Raw genomic sequence first — 24,617 nt, 5'->3', positions numbered from 1 at the left:
CTCAGCTGCGGTTGGCCTCCGGGTGCACCCCCGGGGCCGGCTCGATCCCCGGCGGGACGCGCTGCGGGCCGGCCTCGGCCGGCCGCGGCGCGTCCTGCGGGTGCAGCCGGACCGCCAGCAGCGCGACGTCGTCCTCGGTGTCGGGCAGGTACATCCGCTGCAGCAGCCGGTCGCACAGCTGCTGCAGCGGCAGCTCGGTGAGCCCGGCCAGCACCCGGCAGAGCTCCGCGACCCCGGCGTCGAGGTCCCGGTCGCGCCGCTCCACGAGACCGTCGGTGTAGAGCAGCAGGGTGCCACCGCGGCCGATGACCGCGACCCGGTCGCTGCGCACGGTGTCCGGGTCGACCCCGAGCAGCAGGTCGGGGTCACCGCCGTCCAGGACGGTCACCTCCCCGTCCGCGCTCAGCAGCACGGGCGGCGGGTGCCCGGCGGTCGCCCAGCGGACGCGGGTCTCGGCTGCCGCCAGCTCCGGGGGGTCCTGCTCCAGCCGGGCGATCAACGCGGTGGCCATCACGTCGAGGTCCAGCCCGGCGCTGGCCCGGTCCAGGCCGGTGAGCACCTCCGCCGGGGTGCCACCGGTGTGGTGCCCGATGCCGCGCAGCAGCCCGCGCAGCTGGCCCATCGCCGCCGCCGCCCGGCTGTCGTGCCCGACGACGTCCCCGATCACCAGCATGGTCGCCCCGTCGGGCTGGACGAAGGCGTCGTACCAGTCGCCGCCGACCTCGGCCCCGGCCGCAGCCGGCACGTACCGGACGGCGATCTCGCAGTGGTCCGGTGCCGGCGGCGCGGTCAGCATGCTGCGCTGCAGGGTCTCGGCCAGCTGCCGTTGCTGATCGAACATCCGGGCCTGCTGCAGCGCCACCCCGGCCCGCCGCCCGAGCTCGAGGGCGGTGTCCAGCTCGACGTCGGTGTGCCGGCCCCGCTCGGCGCTCACGTACAGGCCCAGCGCCCCGAGGGTGCGCCCGCGGCTGACCAGTGGGACGACGATGCCGGAGTCGGGGTCCAACCGGGCCAGCTGCTCGCGGGCCGCGGCGTCCGGCAGCGCCCGGGCGACGTAGGCGGCGTCCAGGCCCGGTACGCGCAGCGGCCGTCCGGTGCGGGTGACCACCCGGGCGGCGGCGTGCTCGGTCATCCCGGCGACCATCCCGCGCACGTAGTCGGCCAGCTCCGCCGACCTGGCGCGGTCCCGGTGCGCCGAGGCCAGCTGGCGCATCCGGCCGTGCTCGTCGGTGACGACGACCCAGCACCAGTCGCCGAGCGCAGGTACCACCAGCTCGGCCAGCCGGCCCAGCTGCTCGGTGATCTCGAGGGTCCCCGAGAACACCCGCCCGATCTCGGCCAGCAGCTCCAGCCGGACGTTGGCCGCGGCCATCTCCGCCAGTGCGGCGTCCCGCTGGGCGTCCGCGTGCAGCCGGGAGACGCTCAGCCCGATCTGCGCGGTGAGCGCGGAGAGCAGCTCGACGTCCTCGGAGGTGAAGACGTGGTCCTCGGCCCAGACCGCGGTGAAGCTCCCCAGCAGGCGGCCCTCCAGCCGCAGCGGCAGAGCGGCGAGGGCCCGGACGCCGACCAGGTCACCGACGTGCGCCATCCGCGGGAAACGGGCCACCGCCACCGCCCGGTCACCCAGCAGCACCGGCTCCCCGTGCCGGGCCACGTACTGGGTGGGGAGCTCGTCGTCGAGCGGGAGCTCCACGCCCTCCTCGGACAGGACGGCATCGGTGCTCGACTCGACGGCGTCGACGAGACGACGGGTCATGTGCAGCCGCAGCGGACCGCGGCCGGCGGCGAAGACGGCCAGCGCGCTGGCGTCGGCGCCCAGCACGGCCGCGCCGCGCAGGGCCGCCTCGGCCAGCTCCGACATCCGGTCGGCGTTGGCCAGCTCGGCAGCGACCTCGGCGATCACCGCGGCGCGCTGGACCGCAGCCAGCCGCAGCTGCGCCTGCTGCCGCGCCTCGGTGACGTCCACGGTGGTGCCGAGCAGGCGCACGGGCTCACCCGACTGGTCCCGGGCCACCCGGCCCCGGGAGACCGTCCAGCGCACCTCGCCATCGGTCCGCAGCACCCGCATCTCGACGACGAACTCACCCGTGCCGGTGAGGGCCGCGTCCATCGCCTGCTGCAGCGCACCGTGGTCGCCGGGGTGGATCCGCTGCCCCATCTCCTCGTCGCCGAGCAGCACGACCGGGCCCGGGAGCCCGAAGATCGCGGCGTTGCGCTCGTCCCAGGTGGTCACCCCGGTGCGCAGATCGCGTTCCCAGCTGCCGACCTCGCTGGCCTCCAGGGTCAGCTCCAGCCGGCTCAGCGAGGAGCGCACCGCGATCGAGGCGGCGACCAGCTCCAGCTCGGTGACGACGGTGGCGGCCACCTCCCCGGCGAGGACGACGTCGTCCTCGCTCCAGGCCCGGACCTCCGGGGAGAGCAGGGTCAGCGCACCCACCACGTCACCGGCGGCGAGCACCAGCGGCACGGACAGGCAGCTGCGGACCTCGCCGGAGGCCACCGCCGACTGTCCGGCGACCCGCGGGTCGGTGGCGGCGTCGGGCACCACCAGCGGTGCCCGCAGGCGAGCAGCGACGCTGCCGGGCACCTGGCCCAGCGGGGTGGCCGAGCCCAGCGCCGTCGGCCGACCACAGCCGCCGACCCGCACCGCGACGTCGGTGAGCAGCACGACCTGCGCCGTCGGGACGGCCAGCAGCCGGCTGGCGAGGTGGGCCAGCCGGTCGAACGGCGCACTCCCGGGCAGCTCGGCGAGCAGTCGTCGGGCCACCGCGACCCGAGCCGGATCGCCCAGCGGGTCCGGTTCGGCAGGCGTGCTCGGTGCGGGCACGGCTGGCAGCCTCCCCCTGCTGGCGCCGGCCAGGCCGGACACGGGTGCCGGCGGCCGCCGGCACGCCCTGCTCGTGGCGGGCTGCTCCATGCTGGCACGTCCGGCAGAGGAGGCCCGGCACCGGCGGCCGGAGCGGTGTCCCCCGCGGGGGTGGGGCGGCCTCAAGGAGGTCGGCGGTCCGGCCGATCCAGAAGAGGTGACGTCGACCCTCCCGGACCGCTGGGACTGCCGCCCGCTGCTCGCGGGCGAGGAGGACCTGACCGTCGTCTTCCAGCCGATCGTCGACCTGGCCTCGGCCACGGTCGCGGGCTACGAGGCGCTCGCGCGGTTCCCGGGCACCGCCTCCCCGGACGTGTGGTTCGCCGCCGCCGCCGAGGCCGGCCTGGGTGCCGAGCTGGAGGCGCTCGCCCTGCGGAAGGCACTGGCCGCCCTCCCGGACCTGCCGCCCAACACGTTCCTGACCGTCAACGTCAGCCCGCACCTGCTGGGCACCGCGCCGGTCGCCGCCGCCCTCGCCCAGCCGGCCACGCTGCGCCGGGTGGTCGTCGAGCTGACCGAGCACATGCCCACCCCGGACCTGGCGGCGCTGCGCGAGCAGACCGCTGCGCTGCGGGGCCGGGGTGCGCTGATCGCCATCGACGACGCCGGCTCCGGCTACGCCGGCCTCCAGCAGCTCGCCGAGGTCCGGCCGCAGCTGGTCAAGCTCGACCGGGCCCTGGTCGCCGGCGCCGACACCGACCCGGTGAAGGCCGCGCTGGCGGAGATGGTGGGCACCTTCACCAGCCGGATCGACGCCTGGCTGCTCGCCGAGGGCGTGGAGACCGTGGGCGAGCTCGCCCTCTTCGCCCGGCTCGGCGTCCCGCTGGCCCAGGGCTGGCTGTTCGGCCGCCCCGCACCGCACTTCGCCCCGCTGTCCCCGCAGGTCACGCAGCTGGTGCGCACCCAGGTGGCCCGCGCCCAGCTGACCGAGAGCGTCGCCAGCCTGCTGCGCCCGCTCCGCCAGCGGGAGGCCTTCGACGGCGACGACGGACCGCCGCCCTACGTCGTGCTGGACCGCGCCGAGGTGCCCACCGAGCTGGTGCTCGCCGACCCGCGGACCGGTGTGCCGTACCGGGCGCCGGTGTCACTGCGCGTGCACCCGTCGGCCGGGGTCACCGAGACCCTGCAGCGCGCGCTCACCCGCCCGCCCGTGCACCGGTTCGACCCGGTGCTGTGCACCGACCGCAGCGGCGCCGTCCTCGGCCTGCTGCGGATCGAGGACCTGGCGTCCGCGGCCGCCACCTGAGCCCCCGGGGGCCCTGACCCCGCCCCCGGGTGCACCACCCCGGCCCGCCGCCCGGCGGACGGGTCCCGCACCACCTGCGCACTGGAGCCCGCATGAAGACCTTCGCCTGCGGGGACGTCGTCCCCGGCTGCACCGTCACGTTCACCGGCCCCGACGAGGACGCCGTCCTCGGTCAGGTCGCCGCCCACGCGACCGCCGACCACGGACTGGGCAGCGTGCCGCCGGAACTGGTCGACCAGGTCCGCGCCCACATCGTCGCGGCCTAGGGGCAGCTCCCCCGGCCCCTGCACCGGGGCCGGGGCCTCCCTCAGGCGCTGGCGTCGGTGAGCCGCTGCCGCTCCTCGTCGGTGAGCACCAGGTCGAGCATCGGCAGCAGGTCGGCCAGCTGCTCGACCGAGCGGCCGCTGGCGATCGGCGCGGTGACCGACGGCTGGTCGGCCAGCCAGCGGAGCGCGACCGCGGCACCGGTGACGGTGTGGGCCTCGGCCACCTCGGCCAGCGCGGACAGCACCCGGTCGCCCTTCTCCCCCACGTACTGCGCGGCGCCCTTGGCCCGCGGCGAGTCGATGGTCTCCCCCGCCCGGTACTTGCCGGTCAGGAAGCCGCGCGCCAGCCCGAAGTAGGGCATCGACCCCAGGCCGCGGTCGGCCACCACGCCGGCCAGCTCGGCCTCGTAGCCCTCGCGCTCCATCAGGTTGTAGTGCGGCTGCAGCGCGACGTAGCCGGTGACGCCCAGCTGCGTCGCGGTGTCCAGCGCCTCGGTCAGCCGCTTCGCCGAGTAGTTCGACGCCGCCGCGTACCGGACCTTGCCGGCCTGCACCAGCTCGTCGAAGGCGGTGAGCGTCTCCTCCAGCGGCGTCGTCTCGTCGTCGTAGTGGGCGTAGTACAGGTCGATGGTGTCGACCTGCAGGTTGCGCAGCGACCGCTCCGCCGCCGCCCGGATCTCCGGGGCGGAGAGCGGGTGCTCCTTGTCCCCCGGCGACGCCTTGGTGGCCACCACCATCCGGTCGCGCACGCCGCGCTCGGCCATCCAGCTGCCGAAGATCGTCTCGGAGACGCCGTCGCCGTACATCTCGGCGGTGTCGACGAACGGCGACTGGGTGCTGGGGACGGCGTCGAGGAAGCGGTCGAGCAGGGCGAAGGACGTCGGCTCGTCCGCCGTCCAGCCGAAGACGTTGCCACCCAGGCAGAGGTCGCTGACGGTCAGATCGGTCCCGGGGAGCTGAGGCATGACCGCAACGCTAGTTGAAGGACCCTCCTGCCCCCCACCGCTCGCAAGCTCGCGGCGGGCCCCTGCAGGAGGGCCACAAAAGCGTGACCACTGGGACCAGGGAGCAGGAAATCCCCGGAAATCCGGGCTCCCGGCTCGCCAACACCCTGGTCGACATGGCAACGTGCCCGCCGTTCCTGGTCGACGACGGGGTCGGCCAGCTCCGCCCACCGGACCCCCGCTGCACACCTGGTGTCCAGCGAGTTGGCACGCTGGAGACCCGGAGGTCCACCTGGACGACGGGGGAACGCCCCCGGCCCGACCAGGCACGACACCACGACTGCGCCCATCCCGCACCGGGATGGGCTGCTCCACCACCGCGAGAGGAACACCATGAACAAGGCCGAACTCGTCTCCGCCATCTCCAAGCGCGTCGACGTCCCCGCGTCGACCGTCGACTCGGTGATCAACGGGCTCCAGGAGGAGCTCGTCGAGGCCATCACCCGGGGCGACAAGGTCGCCGTGCCCGGTCTGCTGACCGTCGAGCGCTCGCAGCGTTCGGCCCGCACCGGCCGCAACCCGCAGACCGGTGAGTCGATCGAGATCGCCGCAGCGCACACCGCGAAGGTGACCGCCGGCTCCAACCTGAAGAAGGCCGCCGCCGCCGTCCCGGTCTCCTGACGGCGGGCCCTCCGGCGAGGGCCGCACCGAGCACCACCCCGGCGCCCCCACTCGCTCCTGACCACCGTGTCAGGATGCGAGCGGGGGCGCCGCTCATCGGGGAGCGGGCCCGCGACGAGCGGAGTGCCCGCGTGACGGCTGTGCAGACCGACCTGTCCGTGACCACCGACCCGGCCGAGGTCGGGCTGGACGCCGGCCGGCTGCAGCGGCTGGACCGCCGGCTGGCCCGCTACGTCGACGAGGGCCAGCTGCCCGGCTTCCTGGTCACCGTCGCCCGGCACGGCCGGCTGGTGCACGTCGGCCGGCACGGGCAGCGCGACGTCGAGGCCGGCCGCCCGGTCACCGAGGACACCCGGTGGCGGATCTACTCGATGACCAAGCCGGTCACCTCCGTCGCGGCGATGTCGCTGTACGAGGAGGGGGCCTTCGAGCTCACCGACCCGATCAGCCGCTGGCTGCCCGAGTTCGCCGAGACGCGGGTCTGGACCGCCGGCCCGGCGCAGAAGCCGGTGACCGTGCCGCTGATGGAGCCGATCCGGGTCTGGCACCTGCTGACGCACACCTCCGGGCTGACCTACGGCTTCCACCACGCCCACCCGGTCGACGGGCTCTACCGGCTGCGCGGCCACGAGTGGGGCTCTCCGCCCGGGGCCGACTCCGCGGAGGTCGTGCGCCAGTTCGCGGAGATGCCACTGCTGTTCCAGCCGGGCACCGAGTGGAACTACGGCGTCTCCACCGACGTGCTGGGCCGGTTGGTCGAGGTGATCGCCGGCAAGCCGCTGGACGAGGTGTTCGCCGAGCGGGTGTTCGAGCCGCTGGGCATGACCCAGACCTCCTTCGGGCTGCGCGCCGACGACGACGTCGAGGCCCTCGCCCAGCTCTACGGGCCCGGGCTCACGCTGCTGCCGGCCCCGTTCGCGCAGGCCGCCCTGCGCAAGCCCACCTTCCTCGCCGGGGGTGCCGGGCTGGTCTCCACGGCGGGTGACTACCTGAGGTTCGTCGAGATGCTGCGCCGCGGCGGTCAGGTCGGGGAGGACCCGGACGCCGGTCGGGTGCTGGGCTCCCGCACCGTGGCGCACATGGTCCGCAACCACCTCCCCGGGGGTGCGGACCTGGAGTCCGCCGGCCGGCCGCTCTACGCGGAGACCCCGTTGCGCGGCGTCGGCTTCGGGCTGGGGTTCTCCATGGTCCTGGACCCGGTGCGCTACGGCGGGGTGTCCAGCGTGGGCACCTACAGCTGGGGCGGGGCGGCCTCCACGGAGTTCTACGTCGACCCGGTGGAGGACCTGACGGTCACCTTCTACACGCAGCTGCTGCCCTCGAGCACCCTCCCGGTGCGCGCCCACCTGCGCCCCCTGGTCCAGCAGGCCCTCCGCTGACGAGGCACAGGAAGCTGTCCACCCAGTTCTCGGGCCGATACCGGGTGAAGAGCCTCCTGTGCCTGACACGAAGATGAGGACATGGAGTCCCGTCACGTCCTGTTGCCCGACGCGCGCACGCTGCACGGGCACTGGGACCCCTCGCTCCCGCCGGCGCTGACCGTCGAGCCGGGGACGACGGTGCGCATCGGCACCCTGGACTCCGGCTGGTGGACCGGCGCGCACAACGGCGACCACGGCCTGGACATGGTCGGCCGGCCCCGGCACCCGGTGCACGATCCCGCGTACGGGCACGCGCTGACCGGTCCGGTGGCGGTCGCCGGCGCGCAGCCCGGTCAGGTGCTGAGCGTCCGGATCGACGACGTCGTCCCGGCCGCGTTCGGGACCACCTACGTCGGCCTGCGCTCGACCCCGCTGAACGAGCGGCTGGGGGTGACCGCGGAACCGGTGGTGCACAGCTGGCGGCTCGACCCCGCCGCCGGGATCGGCCGCAACCAGGCCGGGCACTCGATCGCGCTGCGGCCGTTCCTCGGGGTGATGGGCGTGCCGCCGGCCGAGCCGGGTGAGCACTCGACGATCCCGCCCTACTGGCACGGCGGGAACATCGACTGCCGCGAGCTGGTCGCCGGGGCGACGCTGTACCTGCCGGTGACCGTGCCCGGCGGGCTGCTGTCGGTCGGCGACGGGCACGCCGCGCAGGGCGACGGCGAGGTGGCCGGGACGGCGATCGAGTGCCCGATGGACGCCGTCGACCTGACCCTGGACGTGCTGCCGGACCTCTTCGGCGCCCCGGTGACGACGCCGGTCGCGAAGACCCCGGCCGGCTGGGTGACGATGGGCGTGGCCGACGACCTGGACGAGGCGATGGCGATCGCGCTGGACGCGATGCTCGACGTGATGGCCGCGCTGCACGGGATCGGCCGCTCCGACGCGCTCGCCCTGGCCAGCGTGGTGGTCGACCTGCGGGTCACCCAGGTGGTCAACCAGGTCGTCGGGGTGCACGCCGTCCTCCCCTGGGGCGCCATCCGCTGATCCGAGGGGCCGAAGTCGCGATCCCGGCCCCCACCACAATGGCCATTGTGGTGGGAGGGGTCAGTCGCCGGTGGTGCCGTCGGTGCACTCGCGCAGCAGGTCGGCGTGGCCGTTGTGCCGGGCGTACTCCTCGATCATGTGCAGGTACACCCAGCGCAGCGAGACCTGCTCGCCGTACCGCAGTCCGGCGCTGAGGTCGTCGAGCGAGCCCTGCCCGGCGGCGACCGCGCGGCTGGCCTCGACCTCGGCGGTGAAGGCGGCCAGCTCCGCCGGGACGGCGGTGGTCGGGTCGTCGCCCTCGGCCCCCACCCCGGTGAACTCCGCGTCCTCCTCGTCGGTCCAGTAGACCGTCGGCGCCTCGCGGCCGGCGACGACGCGGGTGAACCAGTACCGCTCGACGTCGGTCATGTGCCGGAGCAGCCCGCGCAGGCTCAACGACGAGGGCGGCACCGACCGCTCACCCAGTTGCTCGGGCGTCAGGCCGGCGCACGTGGTCAGCAGCGTCGCCCGGTGGACGTCCAGCCAGGCCTCCACCGCGGCGCGCTCGCCGTCGGTGAACGGCGGGTCGACCCGGGTGGGCGCAGGCGGCAGCGCAGTCACCCGACCAGTCTGCCGGGCCGACCGTCCTCACCCGGGGCGCGCTCCGCTGAGGCCCCTGGGCCTCAGCGGGTCCGGCGCCGTCGCAGGGGCCCGCCACGAGCCTGCGAGTGGGGGGGCGACGGGGTCCTTCTTCAGTCGCCGGTGGCGCCGTCGATGCGCTCGCGCAGGAGGTCGGCGTGGCCGTTGTGCCGGGCGTACTCCTCGATCATGTGCAGGTACACCCAGCGCAGCGAGACCTGCTCCCGACTCCGGCTGGTGCGGCCCCGGCCCAGGTCGTCCAACGACCCGAACCCGTCGGCGATGTCGCGGCTGACCTCGCACTCCTCGGCGAACCGGGCGAACTCCCGGGCCACCGTGTCCGGCTCGTCGGCGTCCCGGCCCACGCCGTCGAAGTCACCGTCCGGGTCGTCGGGTGTGCAGTACAGGTCCGGGGCGTCCTGCCCGGCCAGCACCCGGCGGAACCAGCCGCGCTCGACCTCGGTCATGTGCCGCACCAGCCCGCGAAGGCTCAGCGAGGAAGGCGGCACCGACCGCTCGCCCAGCTGCTCGGGGGTGAGGCCGGCGCACTTGGTCAGCAGCGTGCCCCGCTGGTACTCCAGCCAGGCCTGCACCGCGGGGCGTTCGGCGTCCCGGTACGGCGGGTCGACGCGCTCGGGGGCCTGCACGAAGTCGGTCATGACCGCAGATCATGGCGTGGTTGGCTGTCTCGGTGCTGCGCATCGGTGCCCTCGACGTCCCCGACGGCGGGCTGGTCGTCATGGCGATCGTCAACCGCACCCCGGACTCGTTCTACGACGGCGGCGCCACCTTCGCGCTGGACGCCGCGCTGGCCCGCGTCGACCAGGTGGTCGCCGAGGGCGCGGACATGGTGGACGTCGGCGGGGTGAAGGCCGCCCCGGGCGCGGAGGTGGACCCGGCCGAGGAGATCCGGCGGACCGTGGACCTGGTCGCGGCGATCCGCGCCGCGCACCCACGGCTGCCGATCTCGATCGACACCTGGCGGGCCGAGGTGGCCCGGGAGGCGCTCGCCGCCGGCGCCGACGTGGTGAACGACGCCTGGGGCGGGGTCGACCCGGAGCTGGCGGTGGTCGCCGCCGGGGCCGGTGCGGGGATCGTCTGCACCCACGCCGGCGGGCTGCCACCACGGACCCGGCCGCACCGGGTCAGCTACGACGACGTGGTGACCGACATCGTCCGGCGGACGACGGCGCTCGCCGAGGCCGCCGTGGCCGCCGGCGTGGACGCCGAGCGGGTGCTGATCGACCCCGGGCACGACTTCGGCAAGAACACCCGGCACTCGCTGGAGGCCACCCGGCGGCTCGACGAGCTGGTCGCGACGGGCTGGTCGGTGCTGGTCGCGCTGTCGAACAAGGACTTCGTCGGGGAGACCCTCGACCTGCCGGTGGACCAGCGGCTGACCGGCACCCTGGCGGCGACCTCGGTCAGCGCCTGGCTGGGCGCCCGGGTGTTCCGGGTGCACGACGTGGCGGCGACCCGGCAGACGCTGGACATGGTCGCCTCGATCCGCGGCGACCGCCCGCCGGCCCGCACCACCCGCGGCCTGGCCTGAGGGGCGGCGCACCTGCGGAGATAGGTTGCCCGGCATGGCCGCCACCGGGTTCCACACCGCCGACGAGCTCAACGACCTGCTGCCGGGCACCTTCCCCGGACTGCTCGGCATCGTCGTCGACACCCACGAGCCAGGCCGGCTCACCTCGCACCTGGACGTCCGGCCCGAGCTGCTGGCGCCCAACGGCTACCTGCACGCCGGCACCGTGGTCACCCTCGCCGACACCAGCTGCGGCCTGCCCACCCGGGCGCTGCTGCCCGAGGGGTCCAGCGGCTTCACCACCATCGAGCTGAAGAGCAACCACCTGAGCACGGCCCGGGAGGGCCGCATCTCCGCCGTCGCCACCAACGTGCACGCCGGCCGGACGACGCAGGTCTGGGACGCCGTGGTCACCGCCGAGGCCACCGGGAAGACGCTCGCGCTGTTCCGCTGCACGCAGTCCGTCCTCTGGCCCCGCTGACCCGCGGAGCTACCGGCGGGTAGCCCCCGGCTGTGGCGCGCGACACGCCGAATGTGAGACTGGCGTCACCGCACCTGAGTCGAGGAGGACCCCGTGGCGTTCGCCAGTCGCTATCCCGATGTCGAGATCCCCGAGCTGTCCGTACCGCAGTTCGTGCTGGCCGGAGCCGCGGAGCGGGCCGACCGCCCGGCGCTGATCGACGGCCTCTCCGGCGAGACGATCACCCACGGTGAGCTCGCCTTCTACGTCGAGCGGGTCGCCGCCGCGCTGCACGCCCGGGGCCTGCGCAAGGGCGACGTCGTCGCCGTCTTCAGCCCCAACACCATCTGGTACCCGGTGGTCTTCCACGGCATCGCCGCGGCCGGCTGCGTCATCAGCCCGGTCAACGCGCTGTACACGCCGGAGGAGATCGCCTTCCAGCTGAAGGACTCCGGGGCGAAGGTGCTGGTCACCGTCTCGCCGTTCCTGGACCGCGCGCTGGCCGCCGCCGAGCGCTCGCCGGTCGACGAGGTCATCGTGATGGACGGCGCCGAGGGCCACACCTCGCTGCGCGACCTCATCACCGCCGACGCCCCCGCCGTGCAGGTCGACATCGACCCGGCGAACGACCTGATCACGCTCCCGTACTCCAGCGGCACCACCGGGCTGCCCAAGGGCGTCATGCTCACCCACCGCAACCTGGTGGCCAACGTCAGCCAGTCCCGCCCGCTGGCCGGTGTCGACGAGGGCAACGAGCGGATCATCGCCGTCCTGCCGTTCTTCCACATCTACGGCCTGACCGTGCTGATGAACCAGGGCCTGCAGTGGGGCGGCGCCGTCGTCACCCTGCCCCGCTTCGACCTGGAGCAGTTCCTCCGGGTCATCCAGGACCAGAAGATCACCCGGGCCTTCGTCGCCCCGCCCATCGTGCTCGCACTGGCCAAGCACCCGATGGTCGACCAGTTCGACCTCTCCTCGCTGCGCAGCGTCACCTCTGGCGCCGCCCCGCTGGACGAGTCGCTGGCCCAGGCCGCCCAGGACCGGCTGCGCAAGGGCGCCGCCGAGGGCACCGCGGTGGGCCAGGGCTACGGGATGACCGAGCTCTCCCCCGTCTCGCACACCACGCCCGAGGCCGGGCTCGAGCCGGCCGGCGCCGGGGAGACCCCCAAGGGGACGGTCGGCTACGCACTGCCCAACACCGAGTGCCGGCTCATCGACCCGGCCACCGGGGAGGACGCCGGCCCCGGCGAGCGCGGCGAGCTGTGGGTGCGCGGCCCGCAGGTGATGAAGGGCTACCTGAACAACCCGCAGGCCACCGCCGAGACGCTGGACGCCGACGGCTGGCTGCACACCGGTGACGTGGCGATCGTCGACGACGAGGGCCGCTACACCGTGGTCGACCGGGTCAAGGAGCTGATCAAGTACAAGGGCTACCAGGTGGCGCCGGCCGAGCTGGAGGCCGTGCTGCTGAACAACCCGCAGATCGCCGACGCCGCGGTCATCGGGGTGCTGGACAAGGAGAGCGGCGACGAGCTGCCCAAGGCGTTCGTCGTCCGCGCGCCCGGCTCGGAGATCAGCGAGGACGACGTCAAGGCCTACATGGCCGAGCACGTCGCCCCGCACAAGAAGATCCGCCTGGTCGAGTTCATCGACCAGGTCCCGAAGTCGATGGCCGGCAAGATCCTCCGCAAGGACCTCAAGGCCCGCTGAGGCACCACCCCCGCGACGATCATGGAGCCAGCGGGGCGACACGCCGCGGAGAGGCGGCGTGTCGCCACCGGCACCCCATGATCGTCGCGGGCCGGGGGTCGACGCAGGCCGGGCCGGGGGGCGCGGGCAGCCCTAAGGTCGGGGCATGCGTGCGGTGACGATCTCCTCCCCTGGCGGCCCTGAGGTGCTCGGCTGGGGGGAGGTGGCCGACCCGGTCTGCGGGCCTGGTGAGGTGCTCGTCGACGTGGCGGCCACCGCGGTCAACCGCGCCGACACCCTGCAGCGCCAGGGGCACTACCCGGCCCCGCCGGGTGCCAGTGAGGTGCTCGGCCTGGAGTGCAGCGGCGTGATCAGCGAGGTCGGCGCCGAGGTGACCGGCTGGTCGGTCGGCGACGAGGTGTGCGCGCTGCTCTCCGGCGGCGGGTACGCCGAACGGGTCGCCGTCCCCGCCGGTCAGCTGCTCCCCCGGCCGGCCGGCGTCGAGTTGGCGACCGCCGCGGCGCTGCCCGAGGTGGTCTGCACCGTCTGGTCCAACGTCTTCATGCTCGCCGGCCTGCGGGCCGGCGACGTCTTCCTGGTGCACGGCGGCTCCAGCGGCATCGGCACGATGGCGATCCAGCTGGCCGCGCGCGCCGGCGCCCGGGTGGCGACGACGGCCGGCAGCGCGGAGAAGCTGGCCTTCTGCCGCGAGCTGGGCGCCGACATCCTGGTGGACCACCGCGAGCAGGACTTCGTCGAGGTGGTGCGGGAGGCCACCGACGGGCACGGGGCCGACGTCGTCCTGGACATCATCGGGGCCAAGTACCTGGCCCGGAACCTCGACCTGCTGGCCACCGGCGGCCGGTTGGTGGGCATCGGCATGCAGGGCGGCACGAAGGCCGAGATCGACCTCGGCAAGCTGATGCGCAAGCGCGGCTCGGTGCACGCGACGACGCTGCGCTCGCGGCCGGCGACCGGGCCCGGCGGCAAGGCCGAGATCGTGGCGGCGGTGCGGCACGACGTGTGGCCCGACGTCGAACGGGGCGTCGTCCGGCCGATCGTGGACCGCCGGCTGCCGATGTCCCGGGCCGGCGAGGCGCACGCCCTGCTGGAGTCCAGCGCCCACATCGGCAAGGTCCTGCTGCTCCCGGGCTGACGCCGTTCGCGGGGGCGCTGTGCGCCGAGAGCCCGTTCCCAGCCGGAGACGGGGTCTCAGCGCACAGTGCTCGCCGTCAGCGCAGGTCGGCGACGGCCTCGATGAGGCGGTCGACCTCCTCGACGGTGTTGTAGTGCATCAGCCCCAGGCGCACCGCACCACCGGTCTCGTTCACCCCGATGGCGTCGAAGAGCTCCCGGGAGTAGAAGTCGCCGTCCCAGGCGCAGACGCCGCGCCGGGCCAGCTCCGTCGCCGCCTGGCGGGGCCGCATCCGGTCGACGCTGAACGACAGCGTCGGCGTGGTCCAGCTCGGGTCGCCCAGCACCTGCAGGTGCGGCATCGCCCGCAGCGCCGCGTCCAGCCGGGTGAAGAGCTCCTCCTCGTAGCGGCTGACCGCGGCCAGCGAGGTGCGCAGCCGCTCCCGCCGGGTGCCGGCGGCCTCGGGGCAGAGCGCCGCCAGGTGGTCCACCGAGGCCGCCACCCCGGCGTAGAGCTCGAACGGCGGGGCGCCCGTCTCGAACCGGTCGGGCACCCGATCCGAGGCGGGCAGCAGCTTGTCCGGCCACAGCTCCTCGAGCAGCCCCGGGTGGGCGACCACCGCGCCGACGTGCGGGCCGCACCACTTGTAGGCCGAGAGCGCGAGGAAGTCCGCCCCCAGCTCGTCGACGTCCAGCGGGGCGTGCGGTGCGGCGTGCGCGGCGTCGACGAAGACCAGCGCCCCGACCCGGTGCGCCCGCTCCGCGATCGAGGCGACGTGCGGCCGGGTGCCGATCGCGCTGCTGGCGGCGGTGACGGCGACCAGCCGGGTGCGGTCGGTGAGCAGCTCGTCGTACTGCCAGTCCGGCAGCTCCCCGGTCTCGATGTCCACCTCGGCCCACCGCACGCCCAGGCCGATCTCCTCGGCGACCTGCAGCCACGGGCGGATGTTGGCGTCGTGGTCCAGCCGGCTGACCACGATCTCGTCACCGCGGCGCCAGTGCTTGGCCAGCGCCCGGGCCACCGAGTAGGTCAGCGTGGTCATGTTGGGCCCGAGGACCACCCCGCCGGGCACGCCGCCCACCAGGTCGGCCACCGCGGACCGCGCACCGGCGACCAGCTGCTCGGCCCGCGCGGAGGAGGCGAAGACGGCGCCCCGGCCGGCGATCGGCACCCGCATCGCCTGCGAGACGGCGCGCACCACGCTCTCCGGCACCAGCGCGCCCCCGGGCCCGTCGGCGTGCACCAGGCCGTCGGACAGCCCGGGGAACAGCCCTCGGATGCGGGCCACGTCCAGCTGGCCCTCCCCGGACGACATGCGGGGAGCGTAGTCAGTAGCCCGGTCGGAGCGGCCCGCGACCGGCACCCCGGCGGCGCCTCGCGGCGCCGGGGGAAGATGGGGGCATGACAGCACCAGGCACCGGTGGACCACACCCCCAGCAGGTCCTCGTCGTGGGGCCGGACGGGCAGCCGGTCGGGGGCATGCACCTGCCCGAGGGCGAGGACGGGGGCATGGCCGGGGTCGGCGACCTGGTCGAGCAGCCGGCGAAGGTCATGCGGATCGGCACGATGATCAAGCAGCTGCTCGAGGAGGTCCGGGCAGCTCCCCTGGACGACGCCAGCCGCAACCGGCTGCGCGACATCCACGCCTCCTCGATCCGCGAGCTGGAGCAGGGGCTCGCCCCCGAGCTGCGCGAGGAGCTGGACCGGATCACGCTGCCGTTCACCGAGGGCGAGACCCCCTCGGACGCCGAGCTGCGGATCGCCCAGGCGCAGCTGGTCGGCTGGCTGGAAGGCGTCTTCCACGGCATCCAGACGGCGCTGTTCGCCCAGCAGATGGCCGCCCGGGCCCAGCTGGAGGAGATGCGCCGCAAGGCCCTCCCCCCGGGCGCACCGGCCCAGGAGCACCGGCCCGGCGGCGGTCAGTACCTCTAGCCCAGCGGCAGGCCCTTGACGATCCGGGCCGCCGTCCGCCCGGTCCGGCGCCAGTCCTGAGGCCCGGCGTCCGGGCCGGCCGTCGCCGCCGGGCGGTCGGCGGGCAGCTTGCCGTGGTGCACCGCGACCGCCCCGGCGGCGTCGACACCGACACCGACCTCCAGCGGGGAGTCCTGGGCGGCCGCGTGCGCCAGCCCGACGGCGCCCGCCGACCGGGCCGGGACGTCGACGACGTCGGTGGGCACGCCCTCCTCCTCCGCGCCGGCGCAGACCTCGCGCAGCACCGCCGCCGGCGCCGCAGGGGCACGGTGCACGAGCACGGCCGGCCGCTGCGCGGCGTCGGTCACCCGGCCGGGCACGACGATGCGGCCGCGTGCGCCCGGACCAGCCCCGTCGCGACCGCGGTGCGCGGGCCCTGGGTGCCGAGCACGTTGCCCGTCCCGCAGACGATGCCGTAGGGCGCGAGCTCGTCGGCGATCAGCTCGGGGATCTCGAAGTCCAGCGCCGAGCCGCCCAGCAGCACGACGAAGTCCAGCGCCCGCAGGTCCGCCCCCGGCGCGACCTGCCGCAGCGCCCGGACGGCGTTGACCACGAACACCCGGCTCTTCGCCGCCCGCCGCACCCGCCGGACGTGGTCCAGGCCGTGCCGGGTCTCGACGGGCACCGGGCCGTCGGGGGTGAGCACGACGACCCGGGCGAACACGTGCGGCTGGAACGGCTGGTCGAAGAACTGCACGGTGCCGTCCTCGTGCCGCAGGTGGAAGAAGCTCTCCACCTTGGCCAGCGGGTGCCACTTCACCCCCTCGGCGACCTCCCGGTCGCCCAGGGCCAGCTCGGAGTCGATCAGCTTGGTCACCAGCTCCCCGGCACCGGCCACGTGGACGGCGGTGCACACCCCGTCCCGGGTCACCAGCGCCGCGTCGGTCGAGCCCCCGCCCAGGTCCAGGACGGCGACCGGCCGGTCGACGCCCGGGGTGGTCAGCGCCCCGCCCACGGCCATCTCCCCCTCGACGCCGCCGATCTCGGCCCAGGCCCCGAGCTGCGCGGACACCTGGTCGGCGACCAGCTGCATCCGGCTGCGGCTGGTCCGCACCATCGCCGCGAGCGCCACGGCGTTCTCCAGCGCCACCTCACCGGCCAGCCCACCGCGCACCTCGGCCGGCACGAAGGTGTCCACCGCCAGGACGTCCCGGATGGCGATCTCCGCCGGCGGTTGCCCCGCCCCGTCGGCGTCGTGCAGCACGTCGGCCATGGTGTCGCGGACCTGGGCGAGCATCCCGCCGACGTGGGTGCCCGGTTCCCCGTGCACGTCGTCGAGCGGCTGCAGCCGGGCGATCGTGGCCATGATCGCCTCCGCCCCGGCGTCGACGTCGATCCGGAGCTCCTTCCCCGCCCCGCGCAGCACCAGCTCACCGACCGGGATCCGCCGGTCGGTGACGTCCCCGGACGGGGTCCGCACCACCACCGCCGAGCGGTTCCCGGTGAGCGCGCGGGCGACCGGGGAGACCGCCCGGGTCTGCTCGGGGTCCAGGCCGAACACCGAGGCCAGCCCGTAGGAGTCCGACAGGGTGCGGATCGTCCGCCCCGGTGCGGCCACCTCGACCGCGGCCAGCATGCCCAGGGGCACCTTCTCGACCGCGCGCACCTCGTCCACGACGGGCACCGGGCGGTCCAGCCGGTTGGTGACCAGCACCGCGTCGTCCCCGGCGAGGACGGCGGCCACCACCGACACCCCGCGGGCGACGGCGGCGTTCACCACCCGCGCGACGTCGTCGAAGTCCCACTCGGCCGGCACCACGCAGACCACCGGCTCGCCCGGGGCCCGACCCGCCAGGTCGGCGATCGACACGGTGGTGCCGACCGCGAGCCCCTGCCCACCGGGCGTCGTCGGGTTGTGCCCGATCATCGTGGACTCGGTGATGATCGTCTCGGTGATGGTCTCCATCGCCAGGCCGCTGATCACCGGCGTCGCCTCGTTGAGCAGCACGGTGTGCACCTCGTCGGGCCGCCGTCCGGCCCGGGCGAGGACGTCGCGGATCACCCGCAGCGCCCCGGCGGTGTTGTCCGGGGTGCCCTTGACCCCGGTGGTCCGGGTCAGGTCGGCGCCCAGGTACGTCACCGACCCGTCCGGGGCGAGGGCGGCCAGGCACGCCTCGGTCGTGGAGTTGCCGATGTCGACGCCGACGACCAGCCGGGCCGAGGACGGGTCGCGGTCGGGCGCCCCCACCTCAGCCCGCGTCGGTCAGCTCGAAGACGGCCTCGACCTCCACCGGGCCTCGGCCGGCCTCGATGCACTCGAACTCCTTGAGGTGCAGGAGAGCCGCCTTCGCCTGCCAGCGCGGTCGCGCCATCTGGTCGTTGCGCGTGGGCACCGGCTGGGGCGACTCGCCCTTCGCGTACTGCGCGGCGTTCGAGCCGATCATCCGGAACACCGCCGGGTCCAGCAGCGGCGACTGCGGGAACAGCTCGAGGTTGCTCAGCCGGGCCAGGTCCTTCTGGTGGATCATCGTCGTCCCGCGGGACAGCATCCCGACGCAGATGCCGGAGCCGGACAGCTTGGCCCCGATGTGCGCGATGGCCGCCAGGTCCGCGGTGTCCCGGACCCGGATCAGCCGGGCGCCCACGCCCTGCTCCTCGATGCCGGCCATCAGCTGGCGCAGCACCTCGGCGTGCGGGACCTCGACGATCGTCTTGGTGAAGTGGCCGGCGAAGGCCGGCGACACGGCGATCACCACCTCGTCGGGCCGGGTGCCGCGGGTCGCCGGCCCCAGCTCGCGCAGGCTGACCGTGCGGCCGGGCGTGGCGGTGGTCATGGTCAGCCCACCTCGCTCTCGGGGTCGGTGGCGGACGTGACGTGCCGGAGCTTCTTCAGTTCCGCCCAGCGTTCGCCCTCCAGGCGGTAGCCGGTGCCGGGGCCGGCGTAGTCGTTCGGGTCGTTGATCGCCGACAGCGGGGTGAAGTCGGCGGTGAGCACCGCGGAGGTCTGCAGCAGGTCACCGGACACCCGCTGGCGCAGCACGGTCAGCAGGTTCTCGGCGACGTCGTGGAAGCCGGCGGACTCCAGGCCCTTGACGATGTCCAGCCCGGTGATGCCCCGGTCCATGACCGCCTGGGCGCCCTTGAGGTCGGCCAGCACGTCCCGGAAGGGGTAGTCGGCGGAGGAGTTGGCGTAGGTGGCCGCCTCCACCTCGTCGTCGGTGACCGCCGGCAGGTCGAGGTAGGCGAACAGCGCCTGGAGCGCGCGGGCCGCCTTGCTCCGGGCCAGCAGGATCTCGTCCTCCCGCACGTGCCGCAGCCCGCCGTCGACCTGGAAGTCGCGCTGGATGGTGTTCCAGTCGTCGTAGTCCTCGGTGTCGAAGTTCGACCCGGCGAACATGTTGTCCGCGTTCGGCACCGCCGAGTAGCCCGAGCAGACGAAGTCGGTGCCGGGCAGCAACTGCGGCATCATCCGGGCGGTCCGGCGCATCGCCGAGTGGGAGAACGACTGGTCGTTCCCGGAGGCGCACTCCAGGTCCATCATGCTGGCCACCAGGTTCTCCGCGGCCACCGCGCGCAACCCGCCGGGGACGGCGCCGGGCACCCCGATGCAGCTGATCGAGCCGTTCTGCAGCCCCTGCACCCCGGCGCCCTTGGCCATCAGGATGCAGCGGATCTCCAGGTAGAGCATCGACTTGCCCTCGGCGTTGCCCATCTGGACCTCCGAGCCGGTGCCCGAGGTGAAGCGCATCTTGATCCCGCGGGAGGCGTAGGCCGAGGCGAGGAACGCCTTGGACCACGGGGTGTCGTCCCCGTCGATGAACACCGACTCCGTGCCGTAAATCGAGATCGTCTCGGCGTAGGCGGTGATGCCGCGCATCCCGAGCTCGAGCTCGGTGGCCTCCTCCAGCGCGCACTGGGTGAGCACGCCACCGCGACCGACCTGGGCCCCCACCTGCAGCGCGATCGCCACCAGCGGCGCGTAGCGCAGCACCCCGAGGGTCGTCTCCAGCTCGGCGAAGCCGCGCAGCGCCCCCTCGGCGGCGTCGGCGGCCACCTGCACCGGGTTGTCGCGGGCACTGGTGGAGTGCGCCTGGTTGGCCGGCGTGCGCCGGGCCCGCATCTTCTGCATCCCCTGCATGATCTCGACGACGTTCATCAGCTTGAGGACGTCGAGGACCTTGGCCGGGGTGAGCCCGCGGGTGACCGCGAGCACGTCGTCCCGGGAGGCTCGGGGGTCGATCAGCATCCGGGCGATCTCGGCCGAGGGGAGGGCGTTGGACTCCTCCGCCGACGCCACGTCGATGGCGTGGTCGGCGATGAAGGAGTCCATGAAGTCGAAGTCGGCGCGCTGCCGGCCGTCCAGCTCGACGATGCGGCCGTCCTCGACCCGCACGCTGGGAGCCGGGTCGAACTCGCTCTCCATCGCGACGAGGCCCTTCTCGGGCCACTCCTCGACGAACCCGTCCAGGTTGACCGGTCGGGCTTCCAGGATGTCGGTGCGCAGCGAGTGCCGGGGCTGGCCCGCGGGCCGCGGCTGGGCGGTGGTCATGGGGTGTCCTCTCCGTCCTCGGCGCCGGCCCGGGCCAGCAGGTCGCGGCGCGCGTACACCTCGGCCGCCTCACGGACGAGGCCCGCGCACACCGGCGCCGACCACGTGGTCTCCAGCCGGTCGGCCATGGCGGCGAGCTCGGCGGCGGTGGAGGCACCGGGCCGCAGCGCGTTGTACATGCCGAGCACCTCGGCGTCGGGGATCGCGCACATCTCCGCCGCCCGCCGGAAGTTCATCGCCAGCTGCGGGCGGTTGCTGGCGTCGGCCAGCTGGGCCTGCAGCTCCAGGGTCTCCGGGGCGATCCGCAGGTCCTCGGCCGACAGCTCCCCCGACACCACCGCGTCCATCGTCAGTGCGGTGATCGGCTTCCCCGTCGGGGTCCGCAACAGCTCGGGCCGGTTGACCGACAGCGGGTAGTCCCCGCGGGTCAGTCCGGTGTCCAACGAGGCGCTCATCGGGGCTTCCCTCCCAGTCGGTCCGTGCACCGGGACTGTGACACAGCACACGTTGCCTGTTCGTTGCCTCCGCGGCGGGGCTGTACCGGGAGGCCGCCGGACTGCTTGGCTGTGACGATGACCACATCGCTCTCGCACGCCGATGCCCGCCGGGTCCTGGACGCGGGCCTCGCCCGGGCCGAGGAGATCGGCCAGCCGATGAACGTCGCGGTCGTCGACGACGGCGGCCACCTGCTCGCGTTCGGGCGGATGGACGGCGCCATCAAGGCGAGCATCGACATCTCCACCCGCAAGGCCGTCACCTCGGTGCTGATGGCCGCGCCCACGGCGGCCCTGACCGACCTGGTGCAGCCCGGGGCCGAGCTCTACGGCCTGGAGCAGACCTCCGGCGGGCTGGTCACCTTCGGCGGCGGGATCCCGCTGCGCCGCGACGGCGTGGTCGTGGGTGCCGTCGGGGTGAGCGCGGGATCGGTGGCCCAGGACGTCGACGTGGCCACCGCGGCGGCGGCGGTCCTCGGCTGACGCGTGGCGCGGATCGCCGGGCGGTGCCCGCCGGTGGTTGCCGGGGGTCCGGGGGTGAGCGATGATCCGCATCGGCGCCAGTGCCGGCGTCGGCGCAGTGAGCCCGCCCGGGGGTGCGATGTCGTGCGATGCCGAGCACCTGGCCGGCGAGGACCCGCGCGCCCGCGCGCGGGCGCTGGCTGAGACCTTCGACGCGGTGCTCGCCCAGGGCACCGCCCGCCGAGCCCCCCGGCCGGTCGTCTCGGCGTCCTGGGCGCGGAGCCTCGCCGCGCACGTCGACCCCGAGCGCCGGACGCCGCCGGTGGTCCACGCGGCCGACGAGCTGGACGACCTGCGCGCCGCCCACCCGATGAACGCCGTCATGCCGCTGCTGCGCAGCGCACTGGTGGGCATCGCCGACGACGCGATGCACCTGGTGCTGGTGACCGACGCCGCCGGCCACGTCCTGTGGCGCGACGGCGACCGGCAGCTCCTGGGCCAGGCCGACCGGGTCGGCCTCTTCCCCGGCACCGACTGGAGCGAGGCCGCGATCGGGACGAACGCGATGGGCACCGCCCTCGCCGTCGGGGCGCCGGTGCAGATCCACTCGGCGGAGCACCTGGTCCGCACGTACCACTCCTGGACCTGTGTCGCGGCTCCGGTCCACGACCCGGACACCGGGGCGATCATCGGCGTCCTCGACGTGAGCGGTCCGCTGCACGCGGTGAACCCCGCCCTGGCCCAGCTGGTCGCGGCCACCGCGCGACTGGCGGAGGACCAGCTGCGGGTGCGGTTGGCGATCGCCGACGAACGCCGGCGGCTCCGGCACGTGCTGCCGCTGAGCCGCTCCGGGGCCGAGACGGCCTTCGTGACCCCCAGCGGCCGGGTGCTGGCCGCCGAGCCCACCGACCGGTGGCCGGCGCACGTCGAGCTGGGCGACGGCGACCGGGTCGCGCTGCCCGACGGCCGGGAGGCACACGTCGATCGCTTCGAGGACGGCTGCCTGCTCCGGACCGCCGTCCACCGCACCCGGTCGGCACCCCGCCCGGTCGAACACGTGCTGTCGTTGCGGTGCACCGGCACCGGGACGCCCACGGTGACCGTCGACGACCGCGCGATCCCGCTGCCACTGCGCCTGGCCGAGCTGCTCCTCACCCTCACCCGGCACCCCGACGGCCTCACCGGGGAGCAGTTGGCCCAGCTGCTCTACGGGGACCGCGGCAACCAGACGACGGTGCGCGGCGAGATCCGCCGGCTCCGGACGCTGGTCGGCGCGGACCTGTTGCAGACCCGGCCCTACCGGTTGGTGGCCCAGGTCGGTACCGACGTCGACACCGCGGGCCGGGCACTGGCGGTCCGGCACGTGCGGGCGGCCCTCAGCGCCTGCCGAGGACCGGTGCTGCCCCGGTCGGAGGCACCGGAGATCCGGCAGCTGAGCGACGAGCTCACGGCTGGTCTGCGCCGCGCCGTGCTGGCCACCGACGACCCCGAGCTGCTGTACACCTTCAGCACCCATCCCCTGGGCGAGCACGACGGCGCCGTCCACGACCGGCTGGCCGAGCTCCTCTCCCCCGCCGACCCACGGTCGGCCGCGGTGGCCGTGCGCCGGGCACGGCTGCTCTCCGACTGACGGATCGGCCCGGCGCCGCGGGGGGCGGCGCCGGGCACGCGGTGTGGTCCGGAGGACCACCGATCACACGGTGAACCGACTGACGGCGTCCTGCAGCTCATCGCTCATCCGGGACAGCTCCGCCGCCGACTGCTGGGCCTCCGCGACCCGCTGGTTGGTCTCCGCCGTGCCCGCCGCCAGCCCGGAGATCGCGGTGGCGATGCTCCGCGAACTGCCCGCCGCCTCAGCGACGTTGCGGTTCATCTCGTTGGTGGTCGCCGTCTGCTCCTCCACCGCCGCCGCGATGGTGGCCTGGAAGTCGTTGATCTGACCGATCACGTTGCTGATCTCACCGATCGCCTCCACCGCACCTGCGGTGTCACCCTGGATCGCCTCCACCCGACGAGAGATGTCCTCCGTCGCCCGAGCCGTCTCCTGCGCCAGCTCCTTCACCTCACTGGCCACCACCGCGAAGCCCTTGCCCGCCTCACCCGCACGCGCCGCCTCGATCGTGGCGTTCAGCGCCAGCAGGTTCGTCTGCTCCGCGATCCCGTTGATCAACTTCACCACCGTCGCGATCTCCTGCGAGGAGTCACCCAGCTTCCCCACCGTCCGCGTCGTGTTCTCCGCGACGTTCACCGCCTGACCAGCCACCCGACTGGCCTCACTGGCGTTCTGCGAGATCTCCCGGATCGCCGCCTCCATCTGCTGCGACCCCGTCGACACCGTGTCCACGCTGGAAGCCACCTCACCGGCCGAGGCCACCACCACGTCGGCCTGACCCGCGGCGTTGCGCGCGTTGCTCGCCATCGCCTCCGCACCCGAGGTGAGCTCCCGCGACGCTGCACTGAGCCGGCCCGCCGAGTCGCTCACCAGCACCAGCACCCCGGCGAGTGAGTCCAGCGTCCGGTCCAGCGGACCGGCCAACCCGAGCTCGGCGCCACCGGTGTCGCGCACCCGCACGCTCAGGTCGCCGTCGGCCACCCGGTCGAGGACCTCACGGATCCGGCGCACCGGCCGGAGCACCCCGCGGCTGATGCCCCACCCGATCAGCGCGGTCCCGAGCGTCGCGGCGGCACAGATCAGGGCCATGGTCACCAGGAAGGTCGACGCGATCCCGCGCGCCTCGGCGGTCAGTTCGCCGTTCATCTCCTCCTGCATGTCGATGAGGGCGTTGATGGCGGCGAGCCACTCGATGAAGAGGGGCTTCGCCTGCTGCATCAGCAGCTGATAAGCGGCCTCCATGTCACCGGCCTGCCGGAGGCTGATGACCTGCTCGATCAGCGGCATGGTCTCGGACTCGATGCGCTCGATCTCCGCCAGCGCCGCCACCTCGCCGTCGTTCACGCTGGCCGGGTCGGCGAACACCTCGGCCATCGGTGCCGCGGAGTCCGAGTACGCCACCGCCAGCTCGTCGATCCGGTCGATCTCCGCCTGGACCTCGGCCGGCGTCCTGGAGAGGACCACGTCACGCAGCGCGATGGCGCGGTCGTGCACGCTCCCGCGGAAGTTGATGGCGTAGCGCTGCTTGACGCTGTTCTGGTCGTTGATCGTCGTCAACGCGGCGTCGATCTGCTGAACCCGCCAGATCCCGGTCCCGGTCAATCCGACCATGGCGACGACGATGACCAGGAAGCCCAGGCTGATGCGGTGGCCGATGGAGAGAGTCTTCACGCTTCTGCACGATCCCTCGGTGAGGCGCCGGCCTCATGGCGGCACGTGCTCACTTCTTCGGTTGCGCGCGA

General features: G+C 74.2%; 23 protein-coding genes. 12 read left to right on the top strand and 11 right to left on the bottom strand.

Features of this window, described 5'->3' with window-relative positions:
- Nucleotide 1: 1 nt before the first annotated feature.
- Nucleotides 2-2,827, bottom strand: coding sequence for a SpoIIE family protein phosphatase (locus tag O2V61_RS00610; RefSeq protein WP_269181404.1), 2,826 nt, complete (start codon nucleotides 2,825-2,827; stop codon nucleotides 2-4).
- Nucleotides 2,828-3,023: 196 nt separating this feature from the next.
- Between O2V61_RS00610 and O2V61_RS00605 the strand changes: the two genes are divergently transcribed.
- Both O2V61_RS00605 and O2V61_RS00600 read left to right on the top strand, forming a co-directional pair.
- Nucleotides 3,024-4,112: an EAL domain-containing protein gene (locus O2V61_RS00605; protein WP_269181403.1), complete on the top strand. Its 1,089-nt coding sequence runs from the start codon at nucleotides 3,024-3,026 to the stop codon at nucleotides 4,110-4,112.
- A gap of 92 nt (nucleotides 4,113-4,204) precedes the next feature.
- Nucleotides 4,205-4,378 (top strand): DUF1059 domain-containing protein, encoded by a 174-nt coding sequence (locus O2V61_RS00600; RefSeq protein ID WP_269181402.1) that lies wholly within the window; start codon nucleotides 4,205-4,207, stop codon nucleotides 4,376-4,378.
- A gap of 41 nt (nucleotides 4,379-4,419) precedes the next feature.
- On the opposite strand, the gene O2V61_RS00595 is transcribed toward O2V61_RS00600, so the two are convergent.
- Entirely contained in the window at nucleotides 4,420-5,343 is a 924-nt protein-coding gene (locus O2V61_RS00595) for an aldo/keto reductase (protein WP_269181401.1), read from the bottom strand.
- Nucleotides 5,344-5,715: 372 nt separating this feature from the next.
- Between O2V61_RS00595 and O2V61_RS00590 the strand changes: the two genes are divergently transcribed.
- The 3 genes from O2V61_RS00590 to O2V61_RS00580 all read left to right on the top strand — a co-directional run bounded on the left by O2V61_RS00590 (nucleotide 5,716) and on the right by O2V61_RS00580 (nucleotide 8,414).
- Nucleotides 5,716-6,003 carry an HU family DNA-binding protein gene (locus O2V61_RS00590; protein WP_269159422.1) on the top strand — a complete coding sequence of 96 codons (288 nt, stop codon included), beginning with the start codon at nucleotides 5,716-5,718 and terminating at the stop codon, nucleotides 6,001-6,003.
- Between the two features lie 131 nt (nucleotides 6,004-6,134).
- The gene (locus O2V61_RS00585; protein ID WP_269181400.1) at nucleotides 6,135-7,382 is read left to right on the top strand and encodes a serine hydrolase domain-containing protein; all 1,248 of its coding nucleotides are present in this window, start codon (nucleotides 6,135-6,137) and stop codon (nucleotides 7,380-7,382) included.
- 81 nt (nucleotides 7,383-7,463) lie between these two features.
- Complete coding sequence (locus tag O2V61_RS00580) at nucleotides 7,464-8,414, top strand: acetamidase/formamidase family protein (protein WP_269181399.1); 951 nt, start codon at nucleotides 7,464-7,466, stop codon at nucleotides 8,412-8,414.
- A 60-nt stretch (nucleotides 8,415-8,474) separates the two neighbouring features.
- Here O2V61_RS00580 and O2V61_RS00575 read toward each other — a convergent pair whose 3' ends face one another.
- Both O2V61_RS00575 and O2V61_RS00570 read right to left on the bottom strand, forming a co-directional pair.
- Entirely contained in the window at nucleotides 8,475-9,014 is a 540-nt protein-coding gene (locus O2V61_RS00575; protein WP_269181398.1) for a DinB family protein, read from the bottom strand.
- 131 nt (nucleotides 9,015-9,145) lie between these two features.
- A complete protein-coding gene (locus O2V61_RS00570; RefSeq protein WP_269181397.1) occupies nucleotides 9,146-9,691 on the bottom strand; it encodes a DinB family protein in 546 nt (181 codons plus the stop codon).
- Nucleotides 9,692-9,702: 11 nt separating this feature from the next.
- Here O2V61_RS00570 and folP point away from each other — a divergent pair, with 11 nt between their 5' ends.
- From folP to O2V61_RS00550, 4 genes are all read left to right on the top strand, one after another.
- On the top strand, nucleotides 9,703-10,584 hold the full coding sequence (gene folP / locus O2V61_RS00565) for a dihydropteroate synthase (protein WP_269181396.1): 882 nt from the start codon (nucleotides 9,703-9,705) through the stop codon (nucleotides 10,582-10,584).
- A 34-nt stretch (nucleotides 10,585-10,618) separates the two neighbouring features.
- Nucleotides 10,619-11,044 carry a PaaI family thioesterase gene (locus O2V61_RS00560; protein WP_036339350.1) on the top strand — a complete coding sequence of 142 codons (426 nt, stop codon included), beginning with the start codon at nucleotides 10,619-10,621 and terminating at the stop codon, nucleotides 11,042-11,044.
- A gap of 93 nt (nucleotides 11,045-11,137) precedes the next feature.
- The gene (locus tag O2V61_RS00555) at nucleotides 11,138-12,733 is read left to right on the top strand and encodes a 4-coumarate--CoA ligase family protein (protein ID WP_269181395.1); all 1,596 of its coding nucleotides are present in this window, start codon (nucleotides 11,138-11,140) and stop codon (nucleotides 12,731-12,733) included.
- A 145-nt stretch (nucleotides 12,734-12,878) separates the two neighbouring features.
- Entirely contained in the window at nucleotides 12,879-13,868 is a 990-nt protein-coding gene (locus tag O2V61_RS00550) for an NAD(P)H-quinone oxidoreductase (protein ID WP_269181394.1), read from the top strand.
- Between the two features lie 76 nt (nucleotides 13,869-13,944).
- Here O2V61_RS00550 and O2V61_RS00545 read toward each other — a convergent pair whose 3' ends face one another.
- Nucleotides 13,945-15,162, bottom strand: coding sequence for a cysteine desulfurase-like protein (locus O2V61_RS00545; protein WP_269181393.1), 1,218 nt, complete (start codon nucleotides 15,160-15,162; stop codon nucleotides 13,945-13,947).
- 86 nt (nucleotides 15,163-15,248) lie between these two features.
- Here O2V61_RS00545 and O2V61_RS00540 point away from each other — a divergent pair, with 86 nt between their 5' ends.
- Entirely contained in the window at nucleotides 15,249-15,779 is a 531-nt protein-coding gene (locus tag O2V61_RS00540; protein ID WP_269181392.1) for a bacterial proteasome activator family protein, read from the top strand.
- On the opposite strand, the gene O2V61_RS00535 is transcribed toward O2V61_RS00540, so the two are convergent.
- The 5 genes from O2V61_RS00535 to O2V61_RS00515 are packed head-to-tail and all read right to left on the bottom strand — an operon-like array spanning nucleotide 15,776 to nucleotide 20,762.
- Nucleotides 15,776-16,126, bottom strand: coding sequence for a glycerol dehydratase reactivase beta/small subunit family protein (locus O2V61_RS00535; RefSeq protein WP_269181391.1), 351 nt, complete (start codon nucleotides 16,124-16,126; stop codon nucleotides 15,776-15,778). The genes O2V61_RS00540 and O2V61_RS00535 overlap by 4 nt on opposite strands.
- Complete coding sequence (locus tag O2V61_RS00530) at nucleotides 16,123-18,006, bottom strand: diol dehydratase reactivase subunit alpha (RefSeq protein WP_269181390.1); 1,884 nt, start codon at nucleotides 18,004-18,006, stop codon at nucleotides 16,123-16,125. Before O2V61_RS00530 ends, O2V61_RS00535 begins: the two co-directional genes overlap by 4 nt.
- 1 nt (nucleotide 18,007) lies before the next feature.
- Entirely contained in the window at nucleotides 18,008-18,592 is a 585-nt protein-coding gene (locus O2V61_RS00525; RefSeq protein WP_269181389.1) for a propanediol/glycerol family dehydratase medium subunit, read from the bottom strand.
- Between the two features lie 2 nt (nucleotides 18,593-18,594).
- Nucleotides 18,595-20,307, bottom strand: coding sequence for a propanediol/glycerol family dehydratase large subunit (locus O2V61_RS00520; protein WP_269159402.1), 1,713 nt, complete (start codon nucleotides 20,305-20,307; stop codon nucleotides 18,595-18,597).
- On the bottom strand, nucleotides 20,304-20,762 hold the full coding sequence (locus O2V61_RS00515) for a diol dehydratase small subunit (RefSeq protein ID WP_269181388.1): 459 nt from the start codon (nucleotides 20,760-20,762) through the stop codon (nucleotides 20,304-20,306). Before O2V61_RS00515 ends, O2V61_RS00520 begins: the two co-directional genes overlap by 4 nt.
- Nucleotides 20,763-20,879: 117 nt before the next feature.
- Between O2V61_RS00515 and O2V61_RS00510 the strand changes: the two genes are divergently transcribed.
- Complete coding sequence (locus tag O2V61_RS00510) at nucleotides 20,880-21,284, top strand: GlcG/HbpS family heme-binding protein (RefSeq protein WP_269181387.1); 405 nt, start codon at nucleotides 20,880-20,882, stop codon at nucleotides 21,282-21,284.
- A gap of 61 nt (nucleotides 21,285-21,345) precedes the next feature.
- The gene (locus O2V61_RS00505; RefSeq protein ID WP_269181386.1) at nucleotides 21,346-22,893 is read left to right on the top strand and encodes a GAF domain-containing protein; all 1,548 of its coding nucleotides are present in this window, start codon (nucleotides 21,346-21,348) and stop codon (nucleotides 22,891-22,893) included.
- A gap of 63 nt (nucleotides 22,894-22,956) precedes the next feature.
- On the opposite strand, the gene O2V61_RS00500 is transcribed toward O2V61_RS00505, so the two are convergent.
- A complete protein-coding gene (locus tag O2V61_RS00500; protein ID WP_269181385.1) occupies nucleotides 22,957-24,546 on the bottom strand; it encodes a methyl-accepting chemotaxis protein in 1,590 nt (529 codons plus the stop codon).
- Nucleotides 24,547-24,617 lie beyond the last annotated feature (71 nt).

This window comes from Modestobacter sp. VKM Ac-2985 (genome assembly GCF_026967925.1).
GTDB lineage: Bacteria > Actinomycetota > Actinomycetes > Mycobacteriales > Geodermatophilaceae > Modestobacter.
The sequence above is the reverse complement of the archived record's forward strand: the minus strand, read 5'-3'. Positions and strand labels throughout refer to the sequence as shown.

Bases quoted from the DNA above. Each gene is read 5' to 3' on its own strand.
- O2V61_RS00600 (WP_269181402.1), top strand. From the start codon at position 4,205: ATGAAGACCTTCGCCTGCGGGGACGTCGTCCCCGGCTGCACCGTCACG.
- O2V61_RS00595 (WP_269181401.1), bottom strand. From the start codon at position 5,343: ATGCCTCAGCTCCCCGGGACCGATCTGACCGTCAGCGACCTCTGCCTG.
- O2V61_RS00590 (WP_269159422.1), top strand. From the start codon at position 5,716: ATGAACAAGGCCGAACTCGTCTCCGCCATCTCCAAGCGCGTCGACGTC.
- O2V61_RS00580 (WP_269181399.1), top strand. From the start codon at position 7,464: ATGGAGTCCCGTCACGTCCTGTTGCCCGACGCGCGCACGCTGCACGGG.
- O2V61_RS00570 (WP_269181397.1), bottom strand. From the start codon at position 9,691: ATGACCGACTTCGTGCAGGCCCCCGAGCGCGTCGACCCGCCGTACCGG.
- folP (WP_269181396.1), top strand. From the start codon at position 9,703: ATGGCGTGGTTGGCTGTCTCGGTGCTGCGCATCGGTGCCCTCGACGTC.
- O2V61_RS00560 (WP_036339350.1), top strand. From the start codon at position 10,619: ATGGCCGCCACCGGGTTCCACACCGCCGACGAGCTCAACGACCTGCTG.
- O2V61_RS00550 (WP_269181394.1), top strand. From the start codon at position 12,879: ATGCGTGCGGTGACGATCTCCTCCCCTGGCGGCCCTGAGGTGCTCGGC.
- O2V61_RS00545 (WP_269181393.1), bottom strand. From the start codon at position 15,162: ATGTCGTCCGGGGAGGGCCAGCTGGACGTGGCCCGCATCCGAGGGCTG.
- O2V61_RS00540 (WP_269181392.1), top strand. From the start codon at position 15,249: ATGACAGCACCAGGCACCGGTGGACCACACCCCCAGCAGGTCCTCGTC.
- O2V61_RS00525 (WP_269181389.1), bottom strand. From the start codon at position 18,592: ATGACCACCGCCACGCCCGGCCGCACGGTCAGCCTGCGCGAGCTGGGG.
- O2V61_RS00520 (WP_269159402.1), bottom strand. From the start codon at position 20,307: ATGACCACCGCCCAGCCGCGGCCCGCGGGCCAGCCCCGGCACTCGCTG.
- O2V61_RS00515 (WP_269181388.1), bottom strand. From the start codon at position 20,762: ATGAGCGCCTCGTTGGACACCGGACTGACCCGCGGGGACTACCCGCTG.
- O2V61_RS00510 (WP_269181387.1), top strand. From the start codon at position 20,880: ATGACCACATCGCTCTCGCACGCCGATGCCCGCCGGGTCCTGGACGCG.
- O2V61_RS00505 (WP_269181386.1), top strand. From the start codon at position 21,346: ATGATCCGCATCGGCGCCAGTGCCGGCGTCGGCGCAGTGAGCCCGCCC.